The 522-nt window shown below is 61.1% G+C and carries 1 protein-coding gene; it reads left to right on the forward strand.

Annotated features, from left to right (window positions below):
* Positions 1 to 522 (forward strand): DDE-type integrase/transposase/recombinase (locus DEH80_RS17055; RefSeq protein ID WP_133249317.1); only part of this gene is annotated, 522 nt, incomplete at both ends.

Here is a 522-nt window from a genome sequence, read left to right on the forward strand (position 1 = left end):
CTCGGTCGGCCTATTACAACGAGCCCGATCACTGGACGGTCCGGGATGCCGAGATCATTGCCGTGCTGGCCGAGCTGGTCGCCGACCGGCCCAGCCGGGGATTCTGGAAGTGCTACAAGATCATCCGTCGTCGCGGCTATGACTGGAATCACAAACGGGTTTATCGCGTGTACATCGCCATGGGCTTGAATCGCCGGCGACCGGCCAAGCGTCGCCTGCCCAAGCGTGAGCGTGTGGCGCTGTACGTCCCGCGCATGCCCGATACCGTGTGGCCTGTCGATTTCATGAGCGACGCCCTCTACAGCGGCAAACGCTTTCGGACATTCAATGTCGTCGACGACTTCAATCGGGAAGCGCTCCATATCGAGATCGATACCTCACTCACTTCCGAGCGCCTGGTGCGAATCTTTCAGCAGCTAAAGGCGGAACACGGTCTGCCGCAGGTCATGCGGTGCGACAACGGACCGGAATTTCTGGGCGAGGCGTTCACCGCCTGGGCCAAACGGGCCGGAATGGCCATTC

This window comes from Abyssibacter profundi, from assembly GCF_003151135.1.
Lineage (GTDB): Bacteria > Pseudomonadota > Gammaproteobacteria > Nevskiales > OUC007 > Abyssibacter > Abyssibacter profundi.